Source organism: Halorubrum sp. CGM4_25_10-8A (assembly GCF_005435025.1).
Lineage (GTDB): Archaea > Halobacteriota > Halobacteria > Halobacteriales > Haloferacaceae > Halorubrum > Halorubrum ezzemoulense.
In genome coordinates this window covers 1-24,153 of sequence record NZ_SGTX01000017.1, presented here as the reverse complement: position 1 = coordinate 24,153, position 24,153 = coordinate 1, and the positions used below count along the sequence as shown (strand labels likewise).

Annotated in this window: 21 protein-coding genes and 1 pseudogene; 6 read left to right on the top strand and 16 right to left on the bottom strand. The window is 65.5% G+C overall.

Annotated features, from left to right (window positions below):
* From EXE52_RS14850 to cbiT, 5 genes are read right to left on the bottom strand one after another with little or no spacing between them, the layout of a single operon-like run.
* Positions 1-954, bottom strand: a complete 954-nt coding sequence (locus tag EXE52_RS14850) for a precorrin-3B C(17)-methyltransferase (RefSeq protein ID WP_049932993.1) — start codon at positions 952-954, stop codon at positions 1-3.
* Positions 951-1,955, bottom strand: coding sequence for a cobalt-precorrin 5A hydrolase (gene cbiG / locus EXE52_RS14845; RefSeq protein ID WP_099288838.1), 1,005 nt, complete (start codon positions 1,953-1,955; stop codon positions 951-953). Before cbiG ends, EXE52_RS14850 begins: the two co-directional genes overlap by 4 nt.
* A complete protein-coding gene (locus tag EXE52_RS14840) occupies positions 1,955-2,887 on the bottom strand; it encodes a cobalt-precorrin-4/precorrin-4 C(11)-methyltransferase (protein ID WP_049932991.1) in 933 nt (310 codons plus the stop codon). Before EXE52_RS14840 ends, cbiG begins: the two co-directional genes overlap by 1 nt.
* A complete protein-coding gene (locus EXE52_RS14835; RefSeq protein WP_099288840.1) occupies positions 2,880-3,623 on the bottom strand; it encodes a cobalt-factor II C(20)-methyltransferase in 744 nt (247 codons plus the stop codon). The genes EXE52_RS14840 and EXE52_RS14835 overlap by 8 nt, the downstream gene beginning before the upstream one ends.
* A 28-nt stretch (positions 3,624-3,651) precedes the next feature.
* The gene (cbiT, locus tag EXE52_RS14830; protein ID WP_094579567.1) at positions 3,652-4,239 is read right to left on the bottom strand and encodes a precorrin-6Y C5,15-methyltransferase (decarboxylating) subunit CbiT; all 588 of its coding nucleotides are present in this window, start codon (positions 4,237-4,239) and stop codon (positions 3,652-3,654) included.
* Between the two features lie 151 nt (positions 4,240-4,390).
* On the opposite strand from cbiT, the gene EXE52_RS14825 reads away from it, so the two are divergent.
* On the top strand, positions 4,391-5,194 hold the full coding sequence (locus EXE52_RS14825; protein WP_089309024.1) for a MarR family transcriptional regulator: 804 nt from the start codon (positions 4,391-4,393) through the stop codon (positions 5,192-5,194).
* A gap of 13 nt (positions 5,195-5,207) precedes the next feature.
* Here EXE52_RS14825 and EXE52_RS14820 read toward each other — a convergent pair whose 3' ends face one another.
* Genes EXE52_RS14820 through EXE52_RS14805 form a run of 4 tightly spaced genes read right to left on the bottom strand, consistent with a single transcriptional unit; the run spans position 5,208 to position 8,696 of the window.
* The gene (locus tag EXE52_RS14820; protein ID WP_049932987.1) at positions 5,208-5,555 is read right to left on the bottom strand and encodes a (2Fe-2S) ferredoxin domain-containing protein; all 348 of its coding nucleotides are present in this window, start codon (positions 5,553-5,555) and stop codon (positions 5,208-5,210) included.
* Positions 5,555-6,277 carry a CbtA family protein gene (locus EXE52_RS14815; protein ID WP_049932986.1) on the bottom strand — a complete coding sequence of 241 codons (723 nt, stop codon included), beginning with the start codon at positions 6,275-6,277 and terminating at the stop codon, positions 5,555-5,557. The genes EXE52_RS14820 and EXE52_RS14815 overlap by 1 nt, the downstream gene beginning before the upstream one ends.
* On the bottom strand, positions 6,277-6,465 hold the full coding sequence (locus EXE52_RS14810; RefSeq protein WP_049932985.1) for a CbtB domain-containing protein: 189 nt from the start codon (positions 6,463-6,465) through the stop codon (positions 6,277-6,279). Before EXE52_RS14810 ends, EXE52_RS14815 begins: the two co-directional genes overlap by 1 nt.
* A gap of 56 nt (positions 6,466-6,521) precedes the next feature.
* Positions 6,522-8,696 (bottom strand): VWA domain-containing protein, encoded by a 2,175-nt coding sequence (locus tag EXE52_RS14805; protein WP_089309023.1) that lies wholly within the window; start codon positions 8,694-8,696, stop codon positions 6,522-6,524.
* A gap of 33 nt (positions 8,697-8,729) precedes the next feature.
* On the opposite strand from EXE52_RS14805, the gene cobN reads away from it, so the two are divergent.
* The 4 genes from cobN (at position 8,730) to EXE52_RS14785 (ending at position 15,570) form a co-directional block, all read left to right on the top strand.
* Positions 8,730-12,644: a cobaltochelatase subunit CobN gene (gene cobN / locus EXE52_RS14800; RefSeq protein ID WP_137703840.1), complete on the top strand. Its 3,915-nt coding sequence runs from the start codon at positions 8,730-8,732 to the stop codon at positions 12,642-12,644.
* The gene (locus EXE52_RS14795) at positions 12,634-13,356 is read left to right on the top strand and encodes a precorrin-8X methylmutase (protein WP_049932982.1); all 723 of its coding nucleotides are present in this window, start codon (positions 12,634-12,636) and stop codon (positions 13,354-13,356) included. The genes cobN and EXE52_RS14795 overlap by 11 nt, the downstream gene beginning before the upstream one ends.
* Positions 13,353-14,132: a cobalt-precorrin-7 (C(5))-methyltransferase gene (locus EXE52_RS14790; RefSeq protein WP_094579574.1), complete on the top strand. Its 780-nt coding sequence runs from the start codon at positions 13,353-13,355 to the stop codon at positions 14,130-14,132. The genes EXE52_RS14795 and EXE52_RS14790 overlap by 4 nt, the downstream gene beginning before the upstream one ends.
* 181 nt (positions 14,133-14,313) lie before the next feature.
* Positions 14,314-15,570, top strand: a complete 1,257-nt coding sequence (locus EXE52_RS14785; protein ID WP_094579575.1) for an RNA-guided endonuclease TnpB family protein — start codon at positions 14,314-14,316, stop codon at positions 15,568-15,570.
* A 46-nt stretch (positions 15,571-15,616) separates the two neighbouring features.
* On the opposite strand, the gene EXE52_RS19050 is transcribed toward EXE52_RS14785, so the two are convergent.
* The 6 genes from EXE52_RS19050 to EXE52_RS14755 all read right to left on the bottom strand — a co-directional run bounded on the left by EXE52_RS19050 (position 15,617) and on the right by EXE52_RS14755 (position 23,431).
* Complete coding sequence (locus EXE52_RS19050) at positions 15,617-16,366, bottom strand: CbiX/SirB N-terminal domain-containing protein (RefSeq protein WP_049932980.1); 750 nt, start codon at positions 16,364-16,366, stop codon at positions 15,617-15,619.
* A 223-nt stretch (positions 16,367-16,589) separates the two neighbouring features.
* A complete protein-coding gene (locus EXE52_RS14775) occupies positions 16,590-16,937 on the bottom strand; it encodes a hypothetical protein (protein ID WP_137703839.1) in 348 nt (115 codons plus the stop codon).
* Entirely contained in the window at positions 16,930-17,847 is a 918-nt protein-coding gene (locus tag EXE52_RS14770; RefSeq protein WP_049932978.1) for an ABC transporter permease, read from the bottom strand. Before EXE52_RS14770 ends, EXE52_RS14775 begins: the two co-directional genes overlap by 8 nt.
* On the bottom strand, positions 17,844-18,857 hold the full coding sequence (locus tag EXE52_RS14765; protein WP_049932977.1) for an ABC transporter permease: 1,014 nt from the start codon (positions 18,855-18,857) through the stop codon (positions 17,844-17,846). Before EXE52_RS14765 ends, EXE52_RS14770 begins: the two co-directional genes overlap by 4 nt.
* Before the next feature lie 50 nt (positions 18,858-18,907).
* The gene (locus EXE52_RS14760) at positions 18,908-20,608 is read right to left on the bottom strand and encodes an ABC transporter substrate-binding protein (RefSeq protein WP_049932976.1); all 1,701 of its coding nucleotides are present in this window, start codon (positions 20,606-20,608) and stop codon (positions 18,908-18,910) included.
* Between the two features lie 102 nt (positions 20,609-20,710).
* A complete protein-coding gene (locus EXE52_RS14755; RefSeq protein WP_137703838.1) occupies positions 20,711-23,431 on the bottom strand; it encodes an ABC transporter ATP-binding protein in 2,721 nt (906 codons plus the stop codon).
* An 80-nt stretch (positions 23,432-23,511) separates the two neighbouring features.
* Here EXE52_RS14755 and EXE52_RS14750 point away from each other — a divergent pair, with 80 nt between their 5' ends.
* Positions 23,512-23,997 (top strand): hypothetical protein, encoded by a 486-nt coding sequence (locus EXE52_RS14750; protein WP_137703837.1) that lies wholly within the window; start codon positions 23,512-23,514, stop codon positions 23,995-23,997.
* 36 nt (positions 23,998-24,033) lie between these two features.
* On the opposite strand, the pseudogene EXE52_RS14745 reads toward EXE52_RS14750, so the two are convergent.
* Positions 24,034-24,153, bottom strand: a pseudogene (locus EXE52_RS14745) (IS630 family transposase); the annotation flags it as partial.

The window sequence follows — 24,153 nt, the reverse complement described above, 5'->3', positions numbered from 1 at the left end:
TCAGAAGTCGTCGACATCTCGCCCGCCACGCGGGGTGACGAGGAACTGGTCGTAGTCGTTCTCCCAGATTTCCGTCTCGTGGGTGCCGACGATCAGGGATGTGCCCATGCCGCCGACCTCGTCGTCGTGGTCGGTCGCCTCGCCCAGTGTCGTCAGCGTGTACGTCTCGTCGTCCAAGTTACGGCCGGCCTCGCCGCGCCCGGCGTCGTTGACGATCGCGACCAGGGCGTCGTCGGTGCGGTGTTCCCGGAGCACCTCGATCGCGCGCTCGTAGTCACGCCAGCAGTTGTAGAGGACGATCGAAAAGTCCGACACCGCCGCAGCGCGAAGCTTCTCTGCGATTTCCTCCCAACCGCGCCACTTGTCCGACAGCGAGATCGTACAGAAGTCGTTCGAGAGCGGCGCGCCGACCATCGCGGCACCGCCGAGCGCGGCCGTCACGCCGGGCACGATCTCGATTGGGACGTCGTCGGCGTCGTCCTCGTCGGCCATCAAATAAACGAGATCAGACTTCCCGTACACGTTGGGATCGCCCCCGGAGACGTGCGCCACGTCTTGTCCGTCTCGGACGCGCTCGAACGCCTCCCGGGCGAGTTCGATCTGCTGGCCCATCGAGGACCGAACGATCTCGACGGTCTCGCCGTCGGGATGGGTGCCGACGTTTCCGACCGTCCAGCCGGCGTGGTCGGTACTGTCGTCGACCGAGCCGACCGCGGCACCGCCGTCCGTGGCGGCGGCATCCTCCGTCCGCGACTCGGGCGGAATGGTGCCGTCCCGCCGGAGGAATTCTTGGTAGAGGTTCGAGGCGATGACGCAGTCGGCGTGGCGTATCACGTCGCGGGCCCGCTGGGTCATCGCGTGCGGGAGTCCCGGACCGATACCGACGACGTACAGCGTTCCCATGCCGTCCGGCGCCTCGTCCGCGCCGCCGGGAGACGAGCCGTTGCCGGTCATCGCCCCACCGCCACGGTCACTTCGTTCTCGTAGCTGGTCTTCTCCGTAACGAGTTCGTGGTCGGCGCCGCCGGCGATGGCGCTCGCCTCGGCGACGCCCGGCCAGCCGATGAGCTCTTTCGCCTTCGACGGCGTCGGTCCCTCGAATTCGAGCAGGGTCTCCTTGTCGAACGCGACGACTCCGACGTCACGCGTCGCGGCCGCGGCGAGAAGGCCTTCCTCATCGGCCTTTCGCGTCCCAGTGGCGACGAACTCGACATCGGCCCAGTCGCGATCGACCTCGGAGAGCGCTCGGTCCCAGGCATCGTGGAATCGGCCTTTATCCGCACCGGAAACCGAGCCCGTACCGAGGACGACCCCATCGTCGAGGTTGCGTTTGAGGACCGTCACGTCGTCGTCGACCAGCACTGCCCGCGGCCCGTCGAGCCGTTCGACCGGGCCGAGTTCGTCGTCGAGGACGGCCAGGTTCGTCGCGACCGTGGAGTCACCGTTGACGACGTGTGCGGACAGCGCCTTCGCTTGCTTCTCGACGCCCTGTTTGTCCGCTGCTTCTGAGGCGGTGGTCATCGCCGGCACGGCGCCGAGCGTCGCGAGGTCATCTGCCACTTGATTGGCGCCGTGGTGACCGCCGGTGATCGGGATCGCCCAAGTAAGCTCCTCGTCGATCACGACGATCGCGGGGTCGTCCCACTTGTCGTCGAGCAACGGCGCGGTCTTCCGCATGGCGATCCCGGAGGCCATCAGTCCGACGAAGCAGTCGTACTCGCCCCAATGCTCGGCGAACACGTCGCCGTGGTACTCGATCACGTCGATCGACTCGTAGCGGTCGCCGATCTCCTCGACGATTTCCTCGGCGGTATCGAGCTTCCGCTCAAAGCTGATGACCGCGATCTCTTCTGCCACTTCGCCGTCCGAATCCGCCGTCGAACAGTGCCCGCCGCCGGAGTCGTCGGTCGCGTCGGTGCTACTCGCGTTCGTTCCGTCGTCGCTGTCGGTGCTCATTAGTCGTCTGCCTCTGTTTCGGTCGTCTCCGCGGCGCCTCCGGCGCTATTCGATCCGTCGCTCCCCGCGTCGGCTGCTCCGCCGTTCGCCCAATCGCCGTAGAGGAACGACCGCTCGTACCCCTCACCCGTCGCAGCCTCGCCGATGAGGACCATCGCGGACGCGCGGTAGCCCGCCGCCTCCACCTTCTCGCCGATGTCGGCGATCGATCCGGTGATCACGTCCTCATCGTCCCACGAGGCGTGATAGACGACCGCGACCGGCGTGTCCGGGTCGACGCCGTCGCGATCGAGCAGGCGGTCCATCGTATCACTCACTGCGTGGGTACCGAGGTAGATACAAGTCGTCACGTCGCCCATCTCGACGAATTCGGCGACGTGGTCGTCCTCGGCGTCAAGCGTCTTCCCTCGTGGACGCGTGAACGCAACGTGGTTCGCGACGCCGTTCAGCGTGAGTTGGGTGCGCAGCGTCGCCGCCGCCGCGAACGACGAGGTGACGCCGGGGACGATATACGCCGGGACGCCCTCGCTTTCCAGCGCGTCGATCTGCTCGATTGCGGCGCCGTACACCGCTGGATCGCCGCTGTGGAGTCTAACGACGGTACGACCGCTCTCGTGGGCGTCCCGCATCAGCGGAATGAGCTCTTCGAGGTCTTTGCCTACGGAGTTCACCAACTCCGCGTCGGCGCAGTGTTCCTCCAAGAGCGCGCTGGAGACTAACGACCCGGCGTGGACGACGAGGTCAGCCTCGTCGACGAGCTCCTTGCCGCGCACGGTGAGGAGCCCGGGGTCGCCTGGGCCGGCACCGATGAACGGAATCCCCTCTTGATCTTCGCCGGGGGTGTACTCGTGGACCCGGGGATCGAGTTCGCCCGCCGTCCGGTCGCCGACGCCGTCTATGGCCGCCTGCGAATCGACCGGACCGTCAGTCATCGCCGACCTCCACGTCGGTGGTCGCGGAGACGCGACCGTTCGTGTCCGCGTCGGCCGCGAACTCGTCGGTCGCCCGCGACGTTTCCAGCCCACGGCGTTTGGCGTACGCGAGCGTGTAGTAGTCGCGGTCCGCCACCGCCTCGGCGTCGTCGGTGATGACCGTTTCGCCCGCGTCCATGAACAGCCGCCGTCCGAACCGCACGTCGTAGCCCGCCCGATCGAGCTTGCGAGCCGTCTCAGGGGCGTTGGTCACTTTGAAAAGGATCATCCTGTCGGGCCCGGTCGGCGCGTGTCCGCCGGCGGCCTCGCGGAGCGCGAGTCCGGCGCCGGCTTCGACCTCGACGTTGAGTGCCGTCGCGAACGCCGTCATCGCGCTGATCCCGGGCACGACCTCCACGTCGATGTCGGGATGGAATGCGTCGAGCGTCCGTCTGAGGTGCCCGAACGTCGAATACACGTTCGGGTCGCCGAGCGTGACGAACGCGGCGTCGCCGGCGCGCGCTTCTGGGGCGATTTCGGCCGCGGCCTCCTTCCACGCCTCGCGCAGCCGCTCTTCGTCGCTCGTCATCGGGAAATCGAGGTCCCCGATCCGGCTCTCCGGGACGTGCTCGGTCGCGACCGCCCGCGAGAGTCGACCCGGAGAATACACCACGTCGACCCCGTCGAGGATCTCCCGTCCGCGAACGGAGATCAGGTCGGGATCGCCGGGGCCGAGCCCCACGCCGTACAGAGTCATGCGACGCCTCCGGCACGGACCCTCCGAGTCATTCGCTATCACCCGGCTTTTCACTAGGTCCTGGCTCTTCGCTGGACCCCGGCTCGCCGACGAGCATGTACACAGGGTTGTCGGCGTCGAAACTCGTCGCGCCTGCCAGATCGTAGCCGGTCGCCATCTGGAGGCACAACACTTCATCGAGGAGGTCGCGGTCGCGGAAGGCTCGGGCCGCTTCACCTGCGACTTCGAGCCGAGACACGTTCATCACGATCCGGTCGTAGCCGGCGGCGACGGCGTCGTCGAGAACTCGCTCGTAGTTTCGTGATCCCCCGAGGAAAACCACGTCACCGTCGTCGGGAAGTCTTTCCGGCGCCTCGGCGTTCACGAGCCGCACGTCGGCGCCGTACTCGTTGGCGTCGAGGTTCGCTCGGGTCGCTTCAAGCCGTTCCGATTTCCGTTCGAGCGCCGTTACCCGCCCCGCTCGGCGGGCGGCTTCGATCGTTACAGCGCCGGTACAGGAGCCGACCTCGACGAAGTGGTCGTCGCGACCGAGCGCGAGCTTCCGCGCCAACACCGCCCGGACCTCCGGCTTGGTCGGTCCCGCTTTCGCGTCGTTCGGAAGGTTTGTCGCCTGCATTCACGCTACACAAGTGAATAACACCACAAAACAATTTTGGTTGTTTTTACTAAAGTTGGCTTTACAAAGGCACCCTCGAGCGGCTCGATCAGAGCAAATACGCTGTGAAACAGACAACAAGACTTTGTTTGTGGCAGGAAAATGTCCGGTAATGGCCGACGCCGACGGCGAGAACTCACCAGACGTCCTCGAAAACAAACGGAGCGCGACCCGGTATCAGATACTCGTTGAGATCGCGGCCCGCCAGCCGGCCGTGAGCCAGAACGAGATCGCGGACACGATCGGTGTGACCTCTCAGGCGGTCAGCGACTACGTCCGCGACCTCGTCGAGTCGGGGTACGTCGAAAAGAGGGGTCGCGGTCGGTACGAGGTGACGAAGGAGGGCGTCGACTGGCTCATCTCTCGGACGGACGATCTGGAGACGTATCTCGAACGGGTAAATTCCGATGTGCTCGGGAGCGTCGAAGTCGATGCCGCGATCGCATTAGACGACGTGGACGAAGGGATCGAGGTCGGAATCGTGATGCGCGACGGCATCTTACACGCCAACCCCGCCGGCGGGACCGCGACCGCAGTCACCGTCACGAGCGGCAAAAAAGGCGAGGCCGTCGGCGTCGCCGACTTCGAGGGCGTCGTCGACTACGACGCGGGAACCGTCTCGGTGCTGCCTGTCCCGACCGTCACCGACGCTGACCGGCCGAATTCGGACGTCGTCTCGACGCGCGTCCCGGAGGAGGGACTCGTCGCGGTCGCCGGAACGGAGGCGTACGCGCTCGTCTCTCAGAGCGACGTCGCTCCGGACATTCGGTTCGGAACCGCAGAGGGCGTCACCGAGGCGGGGATGCTCGGCCTCGACGTGCTTCTGGTGGCGGTGACCGACGAGATCCCGCGCCACACCTCTAAGCTCCGAGATCAGAACGTCCCCCACCGAGTGCTCGATTCGGACGCGTTCTAGCCCCTCAGGCTATTCAACCGGTCGTCGTAGGTTCCGTCGCGGTGGGATCGTCTCCAGTAGCCTCGAACATTCCTGCCATGAGGCTCGGCACGTCGTCTACCGCTACTTCTGCGAACCACTCGTCGTGCGGTTGGACGACGACAGCGACGCCGTCCTCGCTACACATCCCGAGACAGGAGGTCTCCGCGACGGCGACCTCCGACCAGTAGCGGTCGCGTTCGCGGAGCCAGTTTCGGATAGCGTCGGCGACCCCGTTGCCATCGACGGCGGCGCAGGCGGCGTGTTCCGTCCGGTCGTTGGTACAGACGAGGACGGTCGCGCTCACCCCGCGCTCGCGCATCTGCTCCGTTCGTCGTTCCATCAGTCGCCTCCCCTCGCTGTCGCCATCGGCGCGTTCGTGCCACGGCGATCGACGCGTCGGTCGAAACGGCGGAAGACGACGGCGATTAGCGCCCACAGGCCGGCCTGCGAGAGGCCGACGAGCCATCGGAACGCGGCCGATAGCCCGGTAGGAGCGCCGCCGCTGGTCAGCGTCGGCGGAGCGACGACCGAGAGAAGGCCGAGCGCTACCAGCGGAAGTAACGCGACGAAGACGCCGCTACTACGACCACGTGTGCGGGCCGTGCGGACGTACCCGAGGATGCTTGTCGCCGCGACGAGACCGCCAACAACGATCAGACCGAGGTAGAGCGGAACGCGAAGCGACGATCCGTACAGCGGTTCCATGCCCGGCGTGGCCGGCGGAAGCACCGTCCAGGGGGCGACGGAGACCGTCAGGAATCCGGCTCCCGCGAGGACGTACGGCTTCAGTGTTCCGCCGGGAAGTCCCGGTTCAAATAGATGGTACGCGACGCCGAACGCGGCACCCAGCAGGATTCCCCACAGGACGCCGCCCCCGGCGCTGATAACCGCTGTGGTGGTTTCACCAACGGCGGGTGCCACCTTGTGTCCGTGGTCGCCGCCGTGAGACGCGAGGTGCTCCAAGTGGCGGACGACCGGCGAGACGACCAGCCACGTGAACAGCCCGTATGCCAGGCCGACGAGGGCTCCGGCTGTAACGCCCGATCGAAGCCGATCGATCATTAGTGGCAGACGATCCCGGCCCCGTGTCTGAAGTCGTGTAACGCCTCGTGGACGAGTGGTTCCTGTAAGAATGCGAGCGTAAAGCCCAGCGCTGCGACGAGCGCCAGAGCGGTAAGCGCGGTTACCGGATCGATCTGTGCCCCGGCCGTTGCGAACCGGTCGGCGACGGTGTCGGTGTTTGTCGACATAAATCCAACTTGGAAAAAGTAAAGTCAGATTGTAAAACTTACGCTCCACAGAAACCTTACTCGTCTCCAAGCACCGCGTCCGCTGAGAGCGCGGCGAGCGGGGTCCGCCTCGCGTCTGTCGTCTCGCACACGATGTCGAGGACGCCGGCCCTCGACTCGCCCGCGTCGACGACGAGAACGGACGCGTCCGTTTCCGCGACCCGTTCGGCCGCCTGACGGGTCGCAGCCGTTGGACTGCCCTTCGCGACGTTCGCGCGACCGTCAGAAACGAGCACGACCGTCGCCGCGGCCGACCCTTTCCGTTCGATAAGCGTCGCGGCTTTATTCAGTCCGTCCGGAAGCGGCGTCCGATCCGCCGTCGGGAGCTCTTTCAGTTGACGCGCGGCCAGCGTTACGCTCGTCGTCGGCGGGAGGAGTACCTCGGCTCCGTCGCCGCCGAACGAGACTAACGCCACCTCGTCCCGCTCGGTGTACGCGTCTCGTAACAGTTCTAAGGCCACGCCCTTGGCCGCGCGCATCGCGGGGGCCATCGACGCGCTGGCGTCAGTGACGAACACCGTGAGGGTGTCGGCGTCGTCCGCTCGAACCGCCCGTCGGAGGTCGGTATCGGCCGGTCGCGATCGGCCGTTCTGCGCGGCCGCCCGCACGGTTGATACCGGGTCAACTGACTCCGTCTCCTCTGCGCGTTCCGTTCGCACTGTCGGCCCGCGACCCTCGGGAGACGGCGCCGCCGCGTGTCGGCCGTCACCCTCACCCGTCGCGTCACTGCGACTCGTGGGTGACGGGACCTCCGGTGCCGCTGCGTCGGCTACTCCCGCGCGAGCGCGTCCTGGAGGGATCGGTGCGGCCTCGTCGTCACCGTCGGAATCAGGCGCCTCCTCGTCCGCTCCGTCGCCGCGGTCCGCAGCCGCCGCGTTGCTCGGCGGTCGTTCGGTGTCGTCGGCGTCTTCCGATCTGGAGCCATCGGGAGCGCCGGACCGATCGCGGTCGGGTCCGTCGGTACCACGGTCGTCGGAGTTTCCTCCTCCGTTCGTGTCTGAGCGACTCTCCCCACCGACCGACTCTCCGTCGGCACCGGACCCTTGATCCGGGTCGCTCCCGTCCGGATCGGGATCCTCGGTATCCGTCCCGTCACCGTCCCCAAGCGGGTCGGTGTCGGCCTCCGGATCGCGGTCGCCCTCGGCAGTGTCGTCGCCGAAGTGATCGTCCACCACCTCTTCCGGGTCGACCGGCTCCTCGAACGGACGGCTCTGTAATCGATGACTCAAGCCGTACTCGGCGGCGTCAGCCACGTCCGACTCGATGACCTTCGGTCGTCCGTCGAGCGCGGCGAACGCCCGGGCGGCCCGAGCGATGGCGAAATCGGCGCGGTGGCCGTCGACGTCCGCGTCCCGGCAGAGCTCGGCGATGTCGCGCTTGAACTCCTCGGGAATCGCGGGTCGGCGGTCGCGGGCGTTGTGAACGCGCTCTCGGAGGGCCGCCGTCTCCGCTTCGAACTCCGCGCGGAGGTCTTGGCCGCCGTCGTCGTCGACGACTCGGTCCAGAATCTCGACGCGCTCGTCGATCTCGTCGCTTCCCGTGACGTTGACGCAGAGGTCGAAACGGTCGCGCAGCTGGGGTCGAAGCTCACCCTCCTCCGGATTCATAGTCCCGATCAGCGTGAACTCGGCGGGGTGGGCGACGCTGACACCGTCGCGCTCCACGTGGTTCGTTCCCATCGCGGCAGCGTCCAGCAGCACGTCGATCAGATGGTCCGGAAGCAGGTTGACCTCGTCGACGTAGAGGACGCCGCGGTTGGCGCGGGCAAGTAGTCCCGGGTCGAACTCGGCGTCGCCGTCGAGCGCGTCGGAGACGGAGAGCGTCCCGACCACTCGGTCGCGGGTCGCACCGAGCGGGAGCGTCACGAGCGGAGCCGGTCTCGTTTCCACCGGCGGATCCTCGCGATCGCGGCACGAGGCACACTGGTCGCTGCCGGAATAGTCGTCCGTGGTACCGGTTGCGTTTGTCGGTGGACAACCGTACGGGCAATCGGCGACGACTGTCTGTTCGGGTAATAGGTCTGCGAGCGCCCTGACGGACGTCGATTTGGCAGTCCCCTTTTCCCCCCTGAGGAGGGCACCGCTGAGACCTGGTTCGACCGCTAACGCGAGAAGAACCCGTTTGAGATCCGCTTGGCCGACGACCGCCGGCAGGGGGGTGGAAACTTTTTTGTTTGTCCCCAAATCAACCATACTTGTGTTATTACAGAGGAGGTTTAATAACTTGTGACAAAAATCGGCCTCTACACGGCGACGGAGAACGAGCTGGGAGCGGTCCAGACGGCGGCGGAGCAGCTCACGGGAATCGATCTCGTCGTTCGGTCCGACAGCGACCTCGACGAGCAACGCGACGTGGCGTCGTTCGTGGACGAGCTCAGAGACGCGACCGCGGTCGTCCTCTGGCTCCACGGCGGGCAAGACAGCATGCCGGCATACGAGTTCGCGGTCGATGAGCTCCGAGACGCCGGGGTGCCGCTCGTGGTGAAAGCGACGGGCGACGCCTTCGCGCTGCAGGACACCACGGTCGCCTCGCCCGACCGGGCGACGCTCTCCGAGTACCTCGACTACGGTGGGACAGTTAACATCGCGAACGGGATGCGGTTCCTCGCTCGGGAGTACGGCGACGAAACGGTCGAGGGAGGGATCGACGACCCGATAGAACTTCCGACAGAGGGCGTATACCATCCTGATTACCCCGGTGTAGACTACGATGAACTGATCGCGACATTTGACTCGGACGCGCCGACGGTCGGCGTCTGGTTCTACGAGTCGCACTGGACGCACGAGAACGTCCGATACGTCGACGCGCAGCTCCGCCGATTGGAAGCGCTCGGCGCGAACGTGTTGCCCGTGTTCTGTAATCCCGTTAGCGACGAGCCAAATCAAGAGGACGCGAAGTGGACCGCCGAGCACTATTTCACCGACGATGGAGACGACCCGGTCATCGACGCTGTGCTCTCATCGTTCATGTTCTCACTGTCGATGAGCGAACGCGGGCGCGACGCCGCTGACGAGGGTGCCGACGCGGAGAGCGTGTTCCTTGACAACCTCGGTGTCCCCGTGATCCAAACCGTAACCACAATGCGCTCGCGCTCCCGGTACGAGTCGAGCGATACCGGCGTGATGGGCTTCGAGCTCGCGCTCTCGGTCGCGCTCCCCGAATTTGATGGGAACGTCATCACACACCCGATCTCGGGGAAAGAGCGCACTGACGATGCCGCAGGCATCGGCTCCGCACCCAAACAGCACTTCCCGATCGAAGATCGCGTCGACCACGCTGCGCGGCTTGCGGTCAACTGGGCGAAGCTCCGGCACACGCCGAATAGGGACAAGAAGGTCGCGGTCGTGCTACACAACTACCCGCCGAGCGACGACGGGATCGGGACTGCGTTCGGACTCGATTCACCCGAATCGACCGTCAACCTGCTAGAGGAGCTGAACGGTCGCGGCTACGACCTCGGGTCGAAAGGCACGGACGAGAGGGGAGACACCCCGATCGCCGACGAGGAGGAACTCATCAACGCGCTCACGAGCCAGCTCACGCTCGACGACCGATGGGTCGCGCCGGGAGACGTGCGCGACCGCAGCGTCGACACCGTGTCGCCCGCACAGTACGCTGAGTGGTTCGACGCGGCGAGCGACCGGTTCCGCGACGGCGTCCTCGACGAGTGGGGCGAGTCGCCCGATCGGCCCTTCGCGATCCCCGGCGTCGAGTTCGGCAACGTCCTCGTCACGGTCCAACCCCCGCGCGGGTTCGGGATGGACCCGGAGAAGGTGTACCACGACTCCGACCTCTGGCCCCCGCACGACTACGTCGCCTTCTACGGGTGGCTCCGGAACGAGTTCGACGCCGACGCCGTCGTCCACCTCGGCACGCACGGCTCGCTGGAGTGGCTGCCGGGCAAGACGGTCGGGCTTGGCTCCGGCTCCGCGCCGGACGGCCTGATCGACGACCTCCCGAACGTCTACCCGTACATCGTGAACAACCCCGGCGAGGGGACGCAGGCGAAGCGCCGCTCGTACGCTGCCGTTGTGGACTACCTAACCCCGGTGATGCGTCGCGCCGGGAGCTACGACGAGCTGGCCGAGTTGGAAGACCTCGCCCGCCGGTACCGCGAGGCAGGCGGCACCGAGGTCCGTACCGACGAGGGCGCCCGACTCGGCGACCTCATCCGCGAGACGGTCGACGATCTCGACCTCGCCGTCGAACTCGGGATCGCCGGCGAAGTCGACGAGCAAGCAGATGTCCGCGGGCCGGACGAGGCCGGCACGACGCTCGCGGACGGCGAGGTCGCGGGCGACAAGGTCTCCGTCGAGGAGCTCGTCGAGCGGGTCCACGCGTACCTGACCGACGTGAAGAACACCCAGATCCGGCTGGGCCTTCACACGATGGGCGAGCCGCCGGTCGACGACCGCCTCGTGGAGTACCTCGTCGCGCTCACCCGGCTGGAGAACCCTGGCGGACCGAGCCTCCGCGAGTCGGTCGCCGGCGTGCTCGGCGTCGATTACGAGCGGATGCTCGACGCCCCGGGCGAGTACGACGAGACGCTGGGCATGACCTACAGTGAGGCCGCAGACGAGGTGTACGAGACCAGCAAGGAGCTCGTCCGGACGCTGGCCGCCCACGACTTCGACGTGCCCGAGTCGGAATCAGACGCCGGCGCGGACGACGGGACGACGATCAATCTGCTGATCGTCGGTATCGACCCGCTTGGCGACGCCCGCGTTCAGGGGGGTGCCCACGACGATCTCCGGGACGCGCTCCGGTTCATCGCCGAGAAAGCCGCGCCTCGCGTTCGCGGTGCCGAAGCGGAGATCCCGCGCACGGCCGACGCGCTGGCCGGCGAGTACGTTCCGTCGGGCGGCTCCGGGGCGCCCACTCGCGGGGGCGTCGACCTGCTTCCCACCGGCCGGAACTTCTACACCCTCGACCCGCGGAAGGTGCCCGCCAAGGCCGCATGGGATGTCGGTCACGAGATCGCCGCCGACACGCTCACCCGCCACCGCGACGAGGAGGGCGAGTACCCCGAGGAGATCGGCGTCGTGGCGTGGGGGACGCCGACCGTCCGGACCCGAGGCGAGACGATCGCGCAGGTGCTGGCGACGATGGGGGTCAAACCAGTCTGGACCGACGCGGGGCGGATCGACGACGTGGAGCCGATCCCGCTCGACGAGTTAGACCGCCCCCGCGTCGACGCCACAACCCGCGTCTCCGGCCTGTTCAGGGACGCGTTCCCGCAGGCCGCAAGCGTGATCCACGACGCGGTCGACGCGGTGGTCGCCCTGGACGAGCCGCACGAGATGAACTACGTGAAAAAGCACGTCGAGGAGGAGGCCGAGGAACTCGCCGCCGACGGCCACGACGATCCCGAGACGGCCGCGAAACACCGCGTGTTCACGACGCGTCCAGGCGGCTACGGCGCGGGAACCAACAAGGCCGTCGACGAGGGGAACTGGGACGACGCCGCGGACCTAGCCGAGGTGTACGTCCAGTGGGGCGGCTACGCGCTCGGCTCTCGCGGCACCGCCTCCGCGGCACACGACGCGTTCGAGCGTCGGCTCGGCAACGTCGAGGCGACGGTGAAGATCGAGGACACGATGGAGCAGGACGAGTTCGACTCCTCGGACTGGTACGCGTTCCACGGCGGGTTCATCACCGCCGTCACCGAGGTGGCCGGCGAGGAACCGGCGTCGTACGTGGGCGACTCCTCTGACCCCGACAACGTCGATGTCTACACGAACGAGGAGAAAGTCCGGAAGGCCATGCGCGCGCGGGTTCTCAACCCCGACTGGCTCGACTCGATGGAGGATCACGGCTACAAAGGCGCCGGCGACCTCTCGAAGACGGTCGACGTGGCGCTCGGGTGGGACGCGACGACCGGCGTCGTCTCCGACCGCCTCTGGCGGGACGTCGCCGAGAAGTACGCCCTCGACGACGACCGGGCCGACTGGATGCGGGACGTCAACCCGTGGGCGCTGGAGTCGATCACGGACACGCTCTTAGAGGTGATCGAGCGCGGGCTCTGGGACGCCGACGCCGAGACGGTCGATGAACTTCGGGACCGCAACCTCAGCGTCGACGGCGACATTGAGGAGCGCGCCTCGCGCGACCCGACGGAGGTGACCGCCGATGACGACTGATGGCGGAGCGGAGGGGGGCGGCGACGGGACCGCCGCCTACGCCGACCTCGGCGCGACGACCGAGGATGCGATGGAAATCGCCGAGACGAGCATGGACCGCGTCCACGAGTTAGTCCCACAGGAGACGCCGACAGACCGCCTACGTGCGAAGGCCGTCCACGCCACCGGCGACCCCGAATTCGCGCACCTGATGCGGTTCGCGAACGACCCGGTCGCAGTCGGCGCGGAGGCCGTGCTCGACGAGCGACCGATCGTGACCGACATCACGATGGTCAAGTCGGGAATCACGGGACGCGGCCACGACTGCGAAGTCAGGAAGGCGATCGGGAACGGCGCGGAACTCGCGGCGGAGACCGGGATGACCCGGACCGCGGCGAGCGTGCTCGAACTCGACGAACGCGGCGTCTACGACGACGCGATAGCCGTCGTCGGCAACGCGCCGACCGCTGCGCTCGCGCTCGCCGACTGCATCGAACAGGGGACGCGGCCGGCGGTCGTCGTCGCGACGCCGGTCGGGTTCGTGAAGGCCGCCGAGAGCCGGGAGCGAGTCCGCGAGGTGGCAGCGGAACACGGCGTCGCCGCGGTCACGAACGTCGGTCGACGCGGCGGGTCCGGGGTGGCCGCCGGGCTTACGAACGAGCTCGTCCACGCCGCCAGCGACGTCCGAAACGGCGAGACGACGCTCGACGCACTTCGAGAGGAGAGCCCGTGACGGACGAGTACGACCTCGATTCCGGCCCGGACCCGGCGGCGTACGCCGCGGACCGTCCAGAGGACGGGGTGACCGAGTCGGTGATGACCGTCCACGCCGTCGGAATCGGGCCCGGAAACCCAGACTACCTCGTGCCGAGGAGCGAGCGCGCGATCCGGGAGGCAGACGTCGTCGTCGGGTTCGAGACGGTCGTCGAGTTCGTCCGCGATCGCACCGACGCGGAGTGTCTGACGTGCGGGTATCGCGACGAGGCGGACGCGCTGGCGACGTTCGCCGATCGCGTGGCCGGCGGGGAGCGGGGCACTGCGGTCCTGATGGGCGATCCGAACCACTCCGGCTACCAGTTCGTCGGGAAGGTCGGGAGAGCGGTCGACGACGCGACCGGCGGCTCGGTCGACGTGCGCGTCGTCCCGGGGATTTCCTCGCTACAGGTCGCGGCCAGTCGGGCGCGCACGCCGATGGAGAACGCGACCTTCGTCACGCTCCACAAGAGCGGCGACCTCTCCGAGGGCATGGACCGGCTGCGCCGCGACGTCGGGAAGCGTCACCTGCTCGTGTTGCCCCGTCCCTTCGACCGGATGCCCGGCGATGTCGCCGCTGACCTGCTTGAACACGGCGGCGACCCGGACGCGGAGGCGCTCGTCTGCGAGCGACTCACCCACGACGACGAACGCATCACCCGAACGACTCTTCGCGGTCTCGCCGGGCACGCGGGCGGTGACAAACCGGGCGATTCGCCGTTCTCCGACCTATCCGTGCTGGTCGTTCGGCGGTAGCAAAACGAACCGACGGAACCGGGCCGGCTCGCGGTCGGCCCTAGCCAGTTTCAACTGAAGCGGTAACGCGGAGTCCCCTTCCTCAAGAATCGACCGGAGGGATCGAGTAGGGAGGGGAAGAGCGCGTTTGTGTTGGTCGCAAACACCAATTTATGAGTAGCCTATTGATTACATTGAAGACGTGGGAGACGACTACGTACATCGGACGGCAATCACTTGTCTTGAGGTAACGGACGAGCAACGCGACCTTCTCGAAGAGACCATCTCCGAGTGGAAGCGTGGATGCCAACTCGCCACGGACATGGCGTGGGGCAAATACAACGCGAAAAGCGACGTACAGCCCCTCGCATACAACGACGTGCGCGAATGCACCGACCTCGGAAGTCAGCACGCGATTCTCGCCACCCACCAAGCCGCCAAAGCCATCACCGGCTGTATCGAACGGAAGGCGAAAGACAAGAAGGTGAGTAAGCCCACCTTCACCGCACCCACGGTGAAATACGACACCCGGACCATGACGGTATTTGATGATGATACGGTGTCGCTCTCCACCACAGAGAGTCGCGTCCGGTGCGACCTCGCCCTCCCCGACGCCGACAATGGCTACCAACGGCAGTACCTCGACTCCGACAACTGGAGCGTCATGGAAAGCACGCTCACCGTCCGTGACGGCGATTACCTCTTACATATCGGCTTCCGCCGACCCAAGACGGACACAGAACGGAACACCGCCGAGGACGGGACGGTCCTCGGGGTTGACCTCGGCATCGAAAACCTCGCCGTCACAAGCACCGCCTCCTTCTTCAGCGGGCGGGAGTTAACCCACGATCTCCGCGAGTTCGAGAAGGTACGCGCCGGACTCCAACAGACTGGGACGAGGAGTGCCCATCGGACGCTCGAACAATCGAGCGGCCGAGAACTTCGCTACGTCCGCGACGTACTTCACCGAGCGTCGAACGCTATCGTAGACGAAGCACTTCGGTATAAGTGCGACGTGATAGCCTTCGAGAACCTAACCCACATCCGCGACCGCACGGGGGCCTCGTGGGGTCACAGGTGGGCGTTCCGAACACTGTACGAGCAAGTGGAGTACAAGGCTGAAACGGAAGGGATCTCAGTGAAGCAAGTCGGGTCGGCACACACGTCAAAGCGGTGCGCCGAGTGTGGATTCACGGCAGACGAGAATCGCTCGACTCGCACCAATTTCCGGTGCGTGAAGTGTGAGTTGGAAACGAACGCAGACTACAACGTGGCGAAGAACATCGGGATGCGGTATGTCCGCCGGGGCCAACAGTCGTCTCGGCGGACGGGCGACAGTCAACTCGCCCTCAAGTCTGGAACGGTGACGCCAAGTGGCGGATTCACCGCCTACCCGGACAGGTTTGAGGCTGAGCTCACGGACAAGCCCCTCTCCCAACGAGCGAACCCATCAGGGTGAGCGAAGTAGGGTGGGGTTGTTGACGAGAGCAAAGAGGGGAAGCGAGTTAGTTTCGTCCGCTCCCGTCGGTAGCCACGGGTTCAGCGTCGGCAACGAGGTCGGGACTCGGCGTCGAGAGCTTGGAGTTTGCGCGGGCGCGCTCGACCGCGACGGCGATCGCATCGGCGACGACGTCGTCCGCCCCGAATGGGTCGGCGTAGTCGATCCCGCCCCGATGTAACTCGAGCTGTTCGGGAATCCGGTCTCGGGTCGCCTCACCATTTCCGACGAACAGCGGACACGCCACCGCGTGGTCGGCATCGAGCGTGTACCGCGCGCACTCGACGGCCGGACTCTGGAGGAGATACGCGGTTCGGACCTCGTCGAACTCCGCGCGCAGACGGGCCGCATGGGATGCGGCGACGGTCTGCGCGTGGTCGTCGCGGCTGTTCCCGAGGGCGACGAGCAAGAGAGCGTCGGCGTCGCTCGCCGCTTCGGCTTGGCTCCGAATCGCTTCGGTCACCGCTTGACGCCTCCCAATCGGGTCGCAGTATCGCACCTCTCCGGAAAGCCGGTTCAACGCTCTGGGAACGTCTTTCAGCGTCTCGTGGGTGTGTGCGAAACACAGCGGAACCGCGTAGACTCGATCACCACGAACGTCCGATAGACCCTCTCTGAGCTCCGATTCCGGCTCTACCTCGTACGTCGCAGTCGTGACCGTGTCGACGAGACCAGCCTGTCGTAACCGATCGGCGTGCTGCTCCGCGACCGAACGCACCTCGTTCCGCCCGACGAGGACTAGTGTTTCTCGTGGCATGTGTACAAATATTGTTGGTCTACTACAATTGGACTTGATACAGTGGTAACGCGCATCAGGTAAATAACTTATCCACGTGTCTCCGGCAGCGGTCGGATGGGCCGACTCCGCGCACAGGAGATCCCCGGTTTAACTCTCTAATAGAGTAGCAGCGTTTCCACCGAGTCAACACAGCATTCATAGCCGCCCCCAAGGGTGGACGGGTTATCGGAGTGGGCCTCGTTTACACGCCGACAAGCAGTATCGACGCCCCGACTGCAGTCCCCGCCCAGCCCGCGCCGACCCAAGTCAACACGGCGAACGCCTGTCGCGCGCCCTCGCGGCTCCACGCGGATTCGCCTCCGAGATGGCTTTGAACCGCCGACATCGAGTCGCCGAACCCGACCGCGCCGCCCCACGTCGCGACGCCGAAGCCGAACAGCAACACCCCGAGTGCGAACGAGGTATCGGTCGCTCGCCGCGCCTCGACGAACGGGAAGAGCGTGCCCGCGACGACGAGCCCGAGGAAGCTGCCGATGCCGACCCACCACGCGACCGTCCGTCCAGACGGCCGTCCGTCGCGGTCAGTCAACGGTCTCTCGCATCCGGGGGTCGAGCGCGTCGCGCATCCCGTCACCGAGGAGGTTGAATCCGAGCACCGTCAGCGCGAGCAGCAGGCCGGGGAAGAAGGACCACCACCACGCCCCGGAGAACAGCCCGAACTCGACACCGTTCGAAAGCATCATGCCCCACGTCGGTTCCCCTGGACTGGCACCGAAGCCAAGGAACGACAGCGCGGCGATGTCGATGATCGCGAGCCCGTAATTGAGTGTCGACTGGACCGTTATCGGCGCGAGGCAGTTCGGGAGGACGTGACGAACGAGCAGCCGCGGGTCCGTCGCGCCCAGCGCCCGCGTGGCGTCGGTGTACTCGTCTTCGAGCACCTTCAGCGCGGCCCCGCGGACGACGCGGGCGAACCGGGGCGTGTAGACGAGCGTCAGCGCCCCGACGGCCCGCCACAGGCCCAGCTCCTCCGGGAAGATGGTGACGAGCGCGAGCGCTAAGAGTAGCGACGGGAACGACAGCAGGACGTCCATCGTCCGCATGATGACGTTGTCGGTCAGATCACCGTAGTACGCGGCGACGATCCCCAGACTCACCCCGAGGAACGTCGACGCGACGACGGTGACCGTTCCGTAGAGGACCGCGTACCAGGCCCCGTACATCACGCGTGGGAAGATGTCGCGGGCCTGCCCGTCCGTGCCGAAGAGGTACTCCGAGCTGGGCGGGGATTCAGCGGGATTCGTCCCGAACTGGGTCGCCATGAGCTCGCTGAGGTCGTAGGTGATCCGCGCGTAGACCGCGATCAGGACGACGCTCACGATGATGATGATCCCGGTGATCGCGAGTCGGTTCGAGGAGAGCTGCGAGAGGAACGGGCTTGCGCGCAGCCGCTCGACGATGCTTCGGTCGACGGCGCCGGTCTGTGTCTCTGTACTCATTGTTCGATACGTGGATCAAGGACCGAGTAGGTGAGGTCAACGCCCAAGTTAACGAGCGTGTACAATACGGCGAAGACGAGGACGGTACCCTGGACGACGGGGTAGTCGCTACGGTTGATCGCGTCGACGAGCAGCGTACCGATGCCGTTGATCTCGAAGACAGTCTCCGTGAGCACCGCGCCGCCGAGCAGCGATCCGAACTGGATGCCAACTACGGTGATGACGGGAATAAAAGCGTTGCGGAGGCCGTGTTTCATGACGGTGATCTTCGAGCCCTGTCCCTTCGCGCGCGCGGTTCGCATGTAGTCTTGGCGGATCACCTCGACCATCGACGAGCGCATCATCCGCGAGAGCAGCGCCATCTGATAGATCCCGAGCACCACCACCGGCAAGAGGAGGTGAACGACCGCGGACTGGAACGCTGCGACGTTCCCCGCCAATAGCGTGTCGACGAGAATAAGCCCCGTGACCGGTTCGACGAAGTACTCGGAGCCGATTCGACCGCTGGTCGGGAGAAGCCCGAGGAACTGCGCGAAGAGCAGGATGAGCAGCGGACCGCTCCAGTAGATCGGGACGCTGATCCCGCTCAGCGCGCCAATGCGTGTGAGATGATCAGTCCACGTGTCCTGTTTGACCGCGCTGAGAATACCCAGCGGGAGCCCGAACAGGAGGCCGGCGAACTGTCCGAGCAACGCGAGTTCGATCGTGATCGGGAGGCGATCCGCGAGGATCTGGCTCACCGCCGCGCCTCGGTTCACCTGATAAGACTGGCCGAAGTCGAACGTCGCCACCTCGCCGAGGAAGCGAACGTACTGCTGCCAGAGCGGGTCGTCGAGCCCCAAGTCCGAGCGGACCTGATTGACGAACTCCTGGCTCGCTCGGTCGCCGGCGATGACCACGGCGGGATCGCCCGGCGAGAGGTGGAGAATAGCGAAGACCACCGTCGCGACCCCGAACAGCACGGGGAACAGCATGAGCAGCCGTTTGAAGACGAAGCGTTTGGAGACCATTCAGAGAAATGGGCGCGTGGGACGGTCAAAAAGTCTGCGTTCGGCGCTAGTTACTCGAGCTCGACCTGTTCGAGGAACGGCCCGCCGATCGCGGCGACGCTGTAGTTATTCACGCTGTTGGACACGCCGCGGACCTCGTCGGCGTAGTCGAGGAACACCCACGGCGCCTCGTCGTGCGCGATCTGGGCGGCCTCTTGATACAGCTCGGCGCGGTCTTCTTGATTCGTGGTCCGCTGGGCTTCTTCGACGACGCTCATGTACTCGCTGTTAGCCCACGCGGCGTTGTTCGAGGTGTTGAACCCCTCGGTGTCCCAGGAGACCCAGTCCTGCCCCTCCGGCACGTCGGTCTGCGGGTGGAGGAGGACGTAACAAAAGTTGTCGGGGTCTGCGTTGTCGGTGTACCAACCGGCAAGCGTCGCGTCGTGGCTCCCCTGGCTGGTGTACGTGAGGTAGTCGGAGAACTGCCGGTCATCGATCGACACCTCGATACCGACCTCGGCGAGGTTCGAACGGATCGTTTGCGCGGTCGGCAGCGGCGCCGGGTTGTACCCGCGGGGGTTCTGGAAAGTCGTCAGCGAGAACGAGAAACCGTCGCCGTAGCCGGCCTCATCGAGGAGGCTCTGCGCCTGTTCGGGGTCGTACTCGTAGGGGCTGATGTCGTCGTTGTGCCCGAACAGCGCGGGCGGGATCGGCTGGTCGGCCTGCGTGGCGATCCCGGAGTAGATGTTCTCGACGATCGCCTGGGTGTCGATGGCGTAGCTGATCGCGCGGCGGACTCGGCGGTCGCGGAACGCTTCAACCCGCGAGAGGTTGAACGCCATGTAACCGATGTTGATCCCCGTCGCCGTTCGGGTTTCCGCGGTGTCTGACCCGTCGACGATCTGCATGCTGTCAGGGTCGAGCCCGTCGATGATGTCGAGCTCTTCCTCGACGAGCGCCTGCGCACGCGTGGAGTTCTGCCCGCGGGTGAGGAATAGCACCCGGTCGACGTTCGGGGCCTCGCCCCAGTAGTCGTCGAAGGTGGTGAGCCGGATGCGGTTGTTGGCGTCGTCGAGGGTCTCGAGCTGGAACGGACCGGTTCCGACCATCTCCTCTCCGAGGTTCGTGTCGCCCTCGATCGCGTCCTGCGAGATGACGACGGCCGCGAACATCGCGAGGTTGCGGAGGAACGGCGCGTACGTCTGGGTCAGCGTGATCGAGAGTTCGTAGTCGCCCGGGGCCTCGATACTGTCGATCCAGTTGCCGAGGGTGAACGGCCCATAAACGGAGGAGTCCGCGAAGTGGTACTCGTAGTCGTCGTCGACAAACCGTCGGTACGTGGCGATGAAGTCGTCGGCGGTGAACTCCGACCCGTCGTGGAAGCTCACCCCCTCTCGTAGCGTGAGCGTCACCGAGTCGCCGTCAAGCGACCAGTCGGTGGCGAGCGACTCGACGAGCGACGCTTCGCCCGGTTGGAAGGCGATCAGCCCCTCGTACGCCTGATTGGTGACCTTCGCGACCTCACCGCTGGTCGTGTTCTGCGGGTCGAGGGTACTGGAGTGAGCACCGCGGCCGTAGCGGAGCGAGGTCGTGTCGTCGCCGCTGTTGCCGTCGCCGCCGTCGCTACCGTCGCCGCCGTCGCCGCCGCCGCCACCGTCGCCACCGTCGCCGCCACACCCGGCAAGAGAGGCGACCGATGCCGTCGCTACCGTCGCGCCGCCCGCTCGTTGTAAGAAGCTGCGTCGTGACGTACCTGTGGTATCAGGACACATACATGGGCATATATGAGCTAGGTAAATAATTCTGGTGGAGCGACAGGACAAAAGCGCGTCATAAGCTCCGGCTGAGTGGTCCTGTAGTCACTTGTCAACAGGTCACTCGTCGTATAGGTGGCACGCAGCGGGATGACCGCTCTCACCGAGTTCGGGGTTGTCTCGTTCACAGACGCTCTCGAACGTCCCGCGGAGTGTGGCCTCTGCCTGGTCCCACCGGTCGTGTTTGATCTGTTCGAAGGACTCGGCCACGACCGCTCGCGCCTCCCCCGAGAGCGGACCGTCGAAGAAGTACTTGAAAAGCGTCGGATGTTCGCCGCCGTCGGCGACGGCGGTCCGCGCCGGCTCGTCTTCGATTCGGACCTCCGACTCGATGGCATCGAGGTCGATGTCTCTCGCTTCTAATCGCTGTCGGTAGAACATTACCTCGCGATAGCGCTCCTGGTTGATGTCTAGGTTTTCCGGCGGGATGACCGATGGACAGCGGGTGCGGAACCGACAGCCGGAGGGTGGGTTGATCGGTGACGGAACATCCCCTTTGAGGATCGTTCGATCGTCTGTGTCGGCGAGGGGGTCGGGCTCCGGGATCGCGGACAGGAGCGCTCTGGTGTATGGGTGTTTCGGCGTCTCGAACAGTTCGTCCGTCTCGGCGACCTCAACTATCTCACCAAGGTACATCACCGCCACCCGGTCGGAGATGTGGCGGACGACGCTCAGGTCGTGGGCGATGAACAGGAAGGTGAGCCCGAACTCCTCTTGGAGGTCCTCCAGCAGGTTAATGATCTGCGCCTGAACGGACACATCGAGTGCCGACACCGGCTCGTCGGCGACGATGAAGTCGGGATCCACCGCTAGGGATCGCGCGATGCCGACCCGCTGACGCTGACCGCCGGAAAGCTCGTGTGGGTATCGGCCGAACTGGCCGCGCTCTAACCCGACCGCGTCCATCAGCTCGAAGACGCGCTCGCGGTGGCGTCCCTCGGCGAGGCCGTGAATCTTCAGCGGTTCCATGATCGTCTGGCCGGCTGTCATCCGCGGGTCGAGGCTCGACATCGGATCTTGGAACACCATCTGCATGTCTTTCCGGCGCTTACGGAGATCCGATTTCGAGAGCGATCCGAGGTCCTCACCAGCGAACACGACCCTCCCGTCGGTTGGCGGGTCCAGGTGGAGGATCGCTTGTCCCGCTGTGGACTTCCCGCAACCGGACTCGCCGACGAGTCCCAGCGTCTCCCGCTCGTGGACGTCGAGATCGATCCCGTCGACGGCCCTGACGCTCGAGTCACCCCCGCCGAACATCCGGTCGAGCGCGCCATCCTCCTGTTGGTAGTACTTCCGCATCTCGCGGACCTCGACAAGCGGGTCGCCGATGGCAGATCTGGAACCAGCGGCGGGTTCGTCGGTCCCGTACATATCTTTATCAAACTCGTCGTGGACGCATTTCGACCGGTGGTCGACATCGTCCGGGCCGTGCTGGAGATATGGAATCTCCCCCTCGCGGCACTGGGGCTCGGCCCAGGGACAGCGCGGCGCGAAATGGCACCCGTCGGGCATGCTGATCAGGTCAGGGACGTTTCCCTCAATCGGTGTCAGTCGCTCTTTTTCTTCGGTGGGGATCGATTCGAGCAGCGTGTAGGTGTAGGGATGGCTGGGACTGGAGAAGATCTCTTCTACGGGGCCTTCCTCGACAATCTCGCCGGCGTACATTACGGCCACGCGGTCACAGGTTTCGGCCACGACGCCGAGGTCGTGGGTGATCATCAAGACTGACATCCCGAACTCTTCCTGTAGGTCGTCGATCAGATCGAGGATCTGCGCCTGAATCGTCACGTCGAGTGCGGTCGTCGGTTCGTCGGCGATGAGGAGGTTCGGCCGGCAGGCTAGGGCGATAGCGACGAGCACGCGCTGGCGCATCCCTCCGGAGAACTCGTGTGGATAGTCTTCCAAGCGCTGTTTCGCTTCCGGAATGCCGACCGCCTGAAGCATCCTGACAACTTCGTCCATCACCTCTTCTTCACCCTCTCGACCTCCGAGTTTCGGGAGAATTTCGCGGACCCCATTGAGCCACGAGTCGTGTTTTTGACCGCCGTACCGGTGGAGCCGCAGGGACTCGGCGATCTGCTCGCCGACGGTGACCGCCGGGTTGAGAGAGGTCATCGGGTCTTGGAAGATCATCCCCATCTCGCCGCCGCGGATCCGGCGGACGGCCGCCTCGGGGGCTGCCGTCACGTCGATGATTCCTTCGTCGATATCAACGTCGGTCGGCTTCGCGCCGGCGCGGATCCGCTCTCGGGCGTCGGCATCGAGGAACACGAAGCCGTCGACGGCGTCAGCGAGTGCGGCCTCAAGGTCGTCACCGACGGTCTTCGGGTCGGCGTCGGTTTTGAGACGCTCTGCGGCAGTTCTGAGGTGGCTCGTAAGGTCGTTTGGGTCCTCTTCGGCGACGATGTCATCGACCATTCCGCGAAGCTCAGCAGGGGTGTCGGGAACGCGCCGTCCGGCGCGAAGCCCGCTGCTCACAGCCGCGATCGCATCGATCAGCCCGGACGGGTACGGAACGTACGCATCGTCGAACTCGTCGAGGAGGGAGGCTGCGAGCGCCGGATCCTCAAGGGTGATCCGGCCACCGACGATGTCGCCGGGGTCGTCGACGAGGTCCATCGCAGAGAGAGCGGTGACACTCTTTCCGGAACCCGACTCACCCACGAGGCCGACGGTCTCTCCGTGCTCAATCGAGAGGTCAATACCGTCAACGGCCTTGACCGCGCCTCGTTCGGTTCTGAACTCAGTTTGGAGCGCGGAAAGCGAGAGCAGATCGGTCACTACCGGCGGTAGTGAGCCTCACGGAGATATATCTTGGGGACAGTGAAATCATTTATACGGCTACCCCAGCGTCTGCTGGTATGAACGAACCCGCAGGCGGCGACGTGCCCACGAACGTACAGGCGGAAAATGGATGGTCCGCCGTCATCGAGGACATGGAAGCGACTGCGACGAAGTACCGAGAGCGCGGGTGGACAGCGCTCGAACTCCATCCCGGCGATTCAGTCTTGGTCGACTCGGACCGTCGGACCGGCCTTGACGTCGTCCTCCCCGGCTCGGAGTTCGAGGAGCTAGAGTCGCTTGTCGACGACCGACAATTTCGAGACGTCGAGGTGTTCCGGGCAGAGGGAAACGAACTGGTCTACGTGCTGGTCGTCGAAATCGCGCCCGAGAGCGAAACGGCTGTCTTCGTCCCCGCGTACTACGATCCGAGTCAGGCGGCGGAGAAACTCGAATCGATCAGAGAGGCGGGGGCCGTGCGCCTATTCTGCCGTCGATTGAACGACGACGCAGTCCGGTTCGTCCATGACGATCCGACGCCGTTTCTCCCGGACCCTGTCGAGTGATCGGCCTCCCTTGACATCCTCCTCCGCCTGTAGTACCTAGCATAACTTTTGAAGATAGTCGTCGAGATGATTGTCGATCCAAGAGGCCGCGAAACTAAGCTGAGCTGTGAGCTTCTCAAAGAGTTCGGTAAGGAGAGCGCGGTATTCTGCCGCGCT

Bases quoted from the DNA above. Each gene is read 5' to 3' on its own strand.
- EXE52_RS14765 (WP_049932977.1), bottom strand. From the start codon at position 18,857: ATGGTCTCCAAACGCTTCGTCTTCAAACGGCTGCTCATGCTGTTCCCC.
- EXE52_RS14820 (WP_049932987.1), bottom strand. From the start codon at position 5,555: ATGGAACGACGAACGGAGCAGATGCGCGAGCGCGGGGTGAGCGCGACC.
- EXE52_RS14840 (WP_049932991.1), bottom strand. From the start codon at position 2,887: ATGACTGACGGTCCGGTCGATTCGCAGGCGGCCATAGACGGCGTCGGC.
- EXE52_RS14795 (WP_049932982.1), top strand. From the start codon at position 12,634: ATGACGACTGATGGCGGAGCGGAGGGGGGCGGCGACGGGACCGCCGCC.
- cbiG (WP_099288838.1), bottom strand. From the start codon at position 1,955: ATGAGCACCGACAGCGACGACGGAACGAACGCGAGTAGCACCGACGCG.
- EXE52_RS14760 (WP_049932976.1), bottom strand. From the start codon at position 20,608: ATGTGTCCTGATACCACAGGTACGTCACGACGCAGCTTCTTACAACGA.
- EXE52_RS14835 (WP_099288840.1), bottom strand. From the start codon at position 3,623: ATGACTCTGTACGGCGTGGGGCTCGGCCCCGGCGATCCCGACCTGATC.
- EXE52_RS14770 (WP_049932978.1), bottom strand. From the start codon at position 17,847: ATGAGTACAGAGACACAGACCGGCGCCGTCGACCGAAGCATCGTCGAG.
- EXE52_RS14850 (WP_049932993.1), bottom strand. From the start codon at position 954: ATGACCGGCAACGGCTCGTCTCCCGGCGGCGCGGACGAGGCGCCGGAC.
- EXE52_RS14825 (WP_089309024.1), top strand. From the start codon at position 4,391: ATGGCCGACGCCGACGGCGAGAACTCACCAGACGTCCTCGAAAACAAA.
- cbiT (WP_094579567.1), bottom strand. From the start codon at position 4,239: ATGCAGGCGACAAACCTTCCGAACGACGCGAAAGCGGGACCGACCAAG.
- EXE52_RS14750 (WP_137703837.1), top strand. From the start codon at position 23,512: ATGAACGAACCCGCAGGCGGCGACGTGCCCACGAACGTACAGGCGGAA.
- EXE52_RS14805 (WP_089309023.1), bottom strand. From the start codon at position 8,696: ATGGTTGATTTGGGGACAAACAAAAAAGTTTCCACCCCCCTGCCGGCG.
- EXE52_RS14815 (WP_049932986.1), bottom strand. From the start codon at position 6,277: ATGATCGATCGGCTTCGATCGGGCGTTACAGCCGGAGCCCTCGTCGGC.
- EXE52_RS14810 (WP_049932985.1), bottom strand. From the start codon at position 6,465: ATGTCGACAAACACCGACACCGTCGCCGACCGGTTCGCAACGGCCGGG.
- EXE52_RS19050 (WP_049932980.1), bottom strand. From the start codon at position 16,366: ATGCCACGAGAAACACTAGTCCTCGTCGGGCGGAACGAGGTGCGTTCG.